Source organism: Myxococcus vastator, assembly GCF_010894475.1.
GTDB classification, from domain to species: domain Bacteria; phylum Myxococcota; class Myxococcia; order Myxococcales; family Myxococcaceae; genus Myxococcus; species Myxococcus vastator.
The window spans coordinates 1-6,900 of the sequence record NZ_JAAIYB010000440.1 but is presented as its reverse complement, the minus strand read 5'-3'; the positions used below and the strand labels follow the sequence as shown (position 1 = coordinate 6,900).

Here is a 6,900-nt window from a genome sequence, read left to right as displayed (position 1 = left end):
CACCCCTCCCGCGCGCAACCCCGCGACCCGACGACCCTTCTTCAAATCCGACCCCGAGAAAACGCATCAGGCCTGGGCACCAGGGGCCTTTCACGCACGTCTGACGGAAGGACACAGCTCAAGGCTCACGCTCCACTCTCGTTCCTTTGATCAACCAAGAGGTAGGCCATCGATAATCGTTTCGACCTTGCAAGTCGTGCACGTAATTCGCGCAGAACGGCGTGGTGGCGCAGTGAATTCCACAGACACCATGTTGCCGCATGTTGGACACACCATAGGAGGCACATTCCGCCCCAGTGAATCCACCATACTTTCGACTTCATCCCAGTTGCTGGGGTGCACGGGTGTGCGCGACTGCTGGCTCATACAGACCTCTAATGGGCAAAGGTTCGCTTAAGCGACTTCTTCCGGAAATATCTCTTGGCGACCTCTTCAACATAATCTTCCTCGACCTCTATATTCCTCCTCAATCGCGTGGCCCTCTCACTACCTCGCTTCGCCCGGGCATTAAGACGATGATGGGACTCTTCGTGAGCCAGCGTCTTAAATAGTTCAGAATCACGAACCAGAGCAGGATGTCCAATGTGGGTACTCACATCAAGCCTTACCTTCCCTGACGACTTCAATTTCGGATCAAAGTTCGGCCTAAATGAAAACTTCACTCGCATGCAACTATCGACAACGAAACCATCAATAAATGCCTGCGGGTCAACATAACGTTCCTTGTACTGGTACCACTCATCCAAATCGGAAAACTCTGGGGCCGAAACCTCTACTTCACGGAACTTGGCCGCAACGACATCATCCCCGACGGCTCCGGCACGAGCCAGCGCATGGCGGTCGACGTTGCCAATAGCCTCGGCCGATTCTCTCGCCGCATTTCGAGCGCCTCGCTTGGCCACCTGCCGCTTCGCGGCATCAATGGCCGACTCGCCCACCACCTTTACGCCCTTGGCTGTTCCGCCTACGCCCAATGCTGTGCCAATCAAATCCGGTGCCCGTCGCCCGAACTCCCGGCTCGCAGCATCTCCAACGATGCCATCCTCTGTGGCAGCCATGTAGAGAGCCGCCGCCCCCTCCCCGAGCATCTGCCCAGTGGCGTCCACGACACGCGACGCAGTGCCGACAGGGTCCTCCACCACCGTCGTAACCGCGGCAACCATCCCACCGACTGAATTGCTCAGCTCGCCATGCCAAGTGTCTGTTTGTCCAAGTTGAAAGCTCCAATTCTCGTCGAACTCGCCAGTCGCCCCACCTGCCATGGCTGCCAGCGGACGTACGGCACCAATACCTGAGTTGATAACTCCTCGCACAGCATCCCCAAGCCCGTACACAAACTCTTCCGTACTCCAGTGACCTGTCGGATCGACGAATCGAAGTGGATTTCCATTCGCATACGCATACCGGTGCAAACTCGGAGCATCGTCCAGTTGACCACCGTACGAATCCCGCGAAACAAACCGCCCCAACTCGCTATCGTAATAGCGGGCTCTCGCGTAAGTGAATCCCGTCTCCACATCAAACTGATGTCCCGTGTAACCGATCTTGAATTCACCAGCCGAGGGATGCGTGTCATCACGATGGTTACCCCAGGCGTCATACTTGCGCGCGGCCACCATTTCTCCGGAGGCAGACGTCGCGTCGGACACACTGCCCAACCCATCAGAGCCAAGAAACCGCAACGTGGCTCCTGCTCCCGCGCCACCATCCGCGACAGCCAGAGGGCCAACGCCATAGTGGTACCTTCGATATGTCGGACTTCCCGTTAGGGAGGCATTCAACTCCTGCAGCACAAAGCCCGAGTCGACGACGTACTCAACATTCTCGGTGGACGTGCTTCGCCGCATCCGCTGAAGATTGATGTCGTAGTCGTAGCGACCAACCTCCTGCCCGTTGTCGTAAACGGCAGTCAGAGTATTTCGGATATCCCAAGCCAAGGAGCGGGTGCCGCCCTGCGCCGTCCTCTGGCGCAAATTCCCGACAAGGTCGTAATCAAAGACTGAGTTGCGCGAGGAGTCCTTCACATCTACGACACTTCGCAACCAGTCCACTCGGCTGAACGTAGCAACCGCGTCATGAGTGAGGTCCGATGGCGTGGCCATCGAGTATGCCTCGGGCCCCAGGGTGGTCACGGCAAAAGACGGAACTCGGCGCTCTCCTGTTCGGTTACCTACTGCGTCCAACCGATACAGAGTAGAATACGCTCCATCCGTCTTTACACCTGTCAATCGCCCTAGGACGTCATATCCATAGCTTGTCACCTCATCGGGACCGAAAACTTGAGTCGAGGGCGACGTACGCGCCTCCTGCTGCATTACTCGGTTTCCATTCCCATCATATACATGCAAGTATCGCGAGAGCATTACCCCGCTTGTCGCGCAGTACTCGCCAACCGTCCCTCTGACGACGAGCAACTCTACCAACTGACCCACGGCATCATAGCAGCGCCCTTCTGACACCCCATTCGGCCAAACAGCTCTCTTAAGCAACGAATCTGGCCAGTACGAGTACTCCACCACCCCCGATGGCAGCGTGGCCCGCGACAAGCGGCCCAAGGAATCATAAGCATACGCAGTTGCAACTCCATCCGAATCCACCACCTGCGTACGGTTTCCCACTGCGTCATGCTCAACGGAAATCAGCTTCCCATCATACTCCCGAAGCTGCGTCTTCAGACGGCCGAGCGCGTCATATGTCGAAGTAATCGCATCTTGAGCAGCCCCCCCAACCACCGCTTTAACTTGCAACTCCCGGGTGACGTTCCCGTTCCCATCGCGAACGAACTCCTCACTATCCACCGACGGGAATTCACGCGGCGCCGCATGCAGCGAATAAACTCGCTTCCTCAGGCGGTTGAACATCCCATACTCAAAGTCAGTCCTCTGCCCCTTGGGATCAACCAGACTGCCTGGGTTGCCATTGGCATCATGGGTATGTCGCCAAGTGAGAGTGCCTACATTTCCCGAGGATGTCGCGCCGCCTTCGAAGAGCGGCACGGCCGCCCGCTGAGCTGAAGTCAATCGTGCGTGGAAATCCAGATGTTGATGCTCAGCAGTGCGTAGGCTTCGCGGATCGTACTCATATGTAGTGAGGTTTCCATTGGCATCCTGCTTCGCCACCAAGTTACGTACGGCATCGTAGACGTACGAATAAACCCCACCAGCGGCATCAGTGAGCGATACCAGCTTCCCTTCCTCATCGTATGCATGGCGGGTCACATATGCGCCGTTACATGCATACGGCATCACCTGAGCAATCGTCAGTCCTTGCGCGGCCCCATGAGCGAGCGATGGATTCCCCAGTGGCTGCTTAGCACAAACTAGGTTACCTGCCGCATCATACGACCGAACCGCAACATGATGATTCGCATCCTCTTCGCGGACCTGCCTCCCTAGATCATCATAAGTGTATCGAAAGTCATATGCGGTTCCAGTTGCTCTTGGGCCCTTCTGCTGCGTCAACTGCCCTGCAGCATCATATTGGAACTTTGTTGTTGCCGACTCCGGCTCGCCAATCCCACGGGTCTCTTCCACCAGACGCCCGGCGCCATCGTAGACACGCTCAGTGCTGTGACCGTTGGCATCAAGAATCCAGACAACGTGCCCGGCTGCGTCGTACCCCCAAGCCTCCTCTGCAGTGTCTTCTCCCAGGCCGCGAGTCGAGCCCACCTTTCGCCCCAACCCATCCAAGGAGGTTACCGTGGGAGTGCCGCGCCTATCCACATGCGTCTGGCTGCGACTCGCGTCTGCGTGCTCCCAGCTTTGAGTGTAAGCAGGCGAACTTTGACCTGGTTGGTACTCAGACTGGCTCAGCGGGCGCCCGACGCCGTCGTAGGTAAACCTTGTAACGTACCCCTTGGCATCTTTCTCCTGACGCTTGTACAAAGCGTCAAACCACGTCTGCCAGCTATAGCCAAGAGCGTCCGTGCGGCGGACCTCGCGACCAAGTCCATCCCTGAAGAGGGTAGTAAGGCTACCACGTGCGTCTCGAATCTCTTCGCGCGTCAGTCCTTCCGAGTTCGGCGTGTCGAAGTAAGTATGCTGACGCACTGTCAGCGGCTGCCCCTCCTGAGACAAACTCTCTATCAATATCTCGCTGCGAGGACGTCCCAATGCGTCGTACGTAAATCGCCGCTCAAGCGTACGACCATCCACGGAACGAATGACGTGTCCTTCTCCATCATGAAAATGCTTCTCAGAGACACCCATGGGACGATGCACTGCAACCAAACGCCCAAATGGGTCGTGCACAGTGTCCGTAATTCGACCTAGCGCGTCCGTCTTGAACACAGGGTAACCGTGGTGGTCATATGCTGTCACTTCACTCAGGCCAAGCGCTACCCCGGCCCTTGGATCGTTTGGCTGACGCGTCAATGGGCCTGAGGCAGCATCAACCACCACCTTATAATCGCGCCCCAGAGCATCGATCACCTTCGAATGCAAGAACCCGCGCGCATCGCGAGTCCACACTGTACGCAAAGTGTCATCATAGACCTTTTGCGTCTCATACACCTCTTGTCCCAACTCCGTCGAAAACTGCTCGGAGATGGAAAGCTCGCGACCCAACCCGTCGTACGACGTTGTCGTCATACGCTGCTGGAGCCCCCCTGCCTCCCAACGTGCCACCGTAATATTGCCTCGTCCGTCGTAGCTACGCCGCTCTACGCGGCCAATCGGATCAGACAAGACAGCAGCTCGCCCCATGTGATCATGCTCAACGGTGCTCGCGTAACCATTCCCATCGACATGACGCACACGTCGCCCCATCAAGTCATACGCAAAGCCCTGCGTATAACGGAGCCGGGGCGAAGTATCGCTCTCGCCGGGTACTTCTGGGCTGCGCTCTTCCACTACACGGTAAAGTGAGTCCAACAGATATGTCCGCTCAAAGCCGGACACGTCGGCCTCCCACACCTTGTTCCCAACCGCATCGTAGGCGGTTCGCGACTTAGTGTAGGTGCGGCCGACTTCATCGTGGCTTCCCCCCTGCGAAATGAACCGAGATGCGTTTTCCACAAAAACCGTCATCTCTACAGGCCGGTCAGCATAGTCATATTCTATAGACGTCCTAACGCCTCTTCTATCTACGACACCTACCTTATTCCCTGCATCATCATGCGTATACCGAATCTCATTTTGCACCCAACCATCATTGAAGTACTTCTCAACTGTGGTCGCCAGCCGTCCCGCCGCGTCTAACTTGTGCTCACGATACAGCCGATTTTCGAATCCGAACTGCTCTCTCTTTACCTGGCCTCCGGGATAGTATTCGACAATACGAACCACCCCCAAGGTTCCATATCCATGAATATCTTCATAACCCAGTCGATTATCTGCATTCCACTCCCAGGAACGATGATTGTTCTGACTATCCTCTTCCCACGCCACTCTACCACGAGCGTCGTACCCATACCGAACCGTCACAACGGACGCACCACTAACCTGTATTGTCTTTCCTTGTAGATTGCCTTGGACGTTGTAAGCCGTAGCACGATCGACGTGGCCATCTGCCCCCACGTTTTCCACCCAATCGCCGCGGCGGGCATGTGCGGGACAGACGACTCCCTCAACGTCGCAGTAGCGCCAACTCAACACCGTGTCCGAAGGAGTTTGAGGCAACGAAGAAACGATTTCCTCACAACTCGACGCTGAGACCAACTGCTGTCGAGACACCTTCGTTGCATATCGCCGGGTCTCTAGAATTTGGCCAGTCCCAGATGGCAGCCCGTTTACGGGATCATCCCACGAGGAATCCACTCGCGAAACTGTAGCATAGCCTTCTGCATCGACATGACACACCAATGTGTTGAAGCCTGGTTCATAGCCCCACTTCTCGACAACCTCAGTAACTGGTAGCCCATCGATTCCAACAACGGCTACTGTAGGTTCCGATGGACCTGAGGCAGGCAGTACCTTTCCCTTGATGCGACGAGCAATCAGGTCTCCTCGCTCGTCATATTCGTAGCGCGTTACTCGTCCTCGCCCGTCTTCCTCGGCCTCACGAGTGCGATGTACCGGATCCCAGAGTGCCCCAGTTCGAGCGAAAACGCCTTGAGACAACGGCTTTTCAGTCTCTACTACTGCTCCAGTGAGGCCCATGCGGTAGACTGTCTGAGGCACCTCCACCCTTGGACCTTTCACTGTCGTTACGAATGTGGGAAGGGACTGCCCCAACACTGTTCGCAACTCCTGGGAAATACTGTAAGAGAATACTGTTGTAGCCAGTCGAAGTGGTGAAGCTTCCAGCACCTCCGCGACAGACCTTACTCTCTCATCCTTCTTCATCAACAGCAGATAATCATCTTCTCCTGGCACCACATCCGTGCTGCCATAATACGTATACCGGGTCACCTCGCCATTGGGCCCCGTATATTGAGACAAACGAGTTCTGCCGGCATCGAATCGCTCGCTCTCATACAGGTATGACTCTGTGCTATAGAGATATCCGCCGTCATCACAAGCTGATTCATAACGCGATGCCGAGGCCAGACTACGCTGTCCATCGTATCGGTACTGAACACAAGCATCAAGGAACGTCGTAACTGTGGCATCCGGCGAAGTTGCATGGTGCAACTCAACCTTGCTCAACCGCAGACGACCGACTTCACGCTGATATTCCAATTGTAGGAGTCTGCCGCTCGCATCGTCATAGACTCGAGTCAGGGAACCATCGACCGAGGCATCACCATAGGTGAGCGAAACTCGGTGACCAGTAGGAGCGACGATTGACGTAAGCCGGTACTTCACGGGGAAACTCGCTGAGTCCAGCCTTCCGTGCCGGTACTCCACGCCGCTCTTCGACCGGAAGATGTACTCTCTGCCAGTTTCCGTATTTTCCGCACGCAGCGATCCGTGGTGCCCCCGCTGGGGGACACATCCCATAGCGTCCCCTGTGCAAGTA

At 56.2% G+C, this 6,900-nt stretch carries 1 protein-coding gene; it reads right to left on the bottom strand.

Annotated elements, in window-relative coordinates; all coding sequences use genetic code 11:
- Positions 1–374: 374 nt before the first annotated feature.
- The gene (locus G4D87_RS30725; protein WP_240358738.1) at positions 375–6,746 is read right to left on the bottom strand and encodes an RHS repeat domain-containing protein; all 6,372 of its coding nucleotides are present in this window, start codon (positions 6,744–6,746) and stop codon (positions 375–377) included.
- Positions 6,747–6,900 lie beyond the last annotated feature (154 nt).